This window comes from Chromohalobacter sp. HP20-39 (genome assembly GCF_033052815.1).
In the GTDB taxonomy this organism is placed as follows: domain Bacteria; phylum Pseudomonadota; class Gammaproteobacteria; order Pseudomonadales; family Halomonadaceae; genus Chromohalobacter.
In genome coordinates this window covers 1-263 of record NZ_JAWHTP010000785.1, presented here as the reverse complement: position 1 = coordinate 263, position 263 = coordinate 1, and the positions used below count along the sequence as shown (strand labels likewise).

Sequence of the window (263 nt, the reverse complement as noted above, 5' to 3'; positions counted from 1 at the left end):
CACCTCTTCCGGTTTTGTTGATGGTGCCATTTTAGTTAATTTACCCTTACAAAACAAACAGATAAAATAAAAACATCACTCATTATCTTCTGTTTCGTACCCCACATCAGAAAGCCTGACCTCAAGCTCTAATGACGTCGTGAAGCCGCTATTATTCAGAAAATGTGTCACCTTAGTGATTGTCCAGTCCTGCTCGTCTATGACGCGCTTAAAGCCAGACACTTTGACCGGTGTTTCCGTGTAAATATCTGCCCGACCGGTAG

At 43.0% G+C, this 263-nt stretch carries 1 protein-coding gene; it reads right to left on the bottom strand.

Annotated elements, in window-relative coordinates:
• Positions 1-75: 75 nt before the first annotated feature.
• A partial coding sequence (locus RVY79_RS20110) for a hypothetical protein (protein ID WP_411161766.1) occupies positions 76-263 on the bottom strand: 188 nt, incomplete at its 5' end.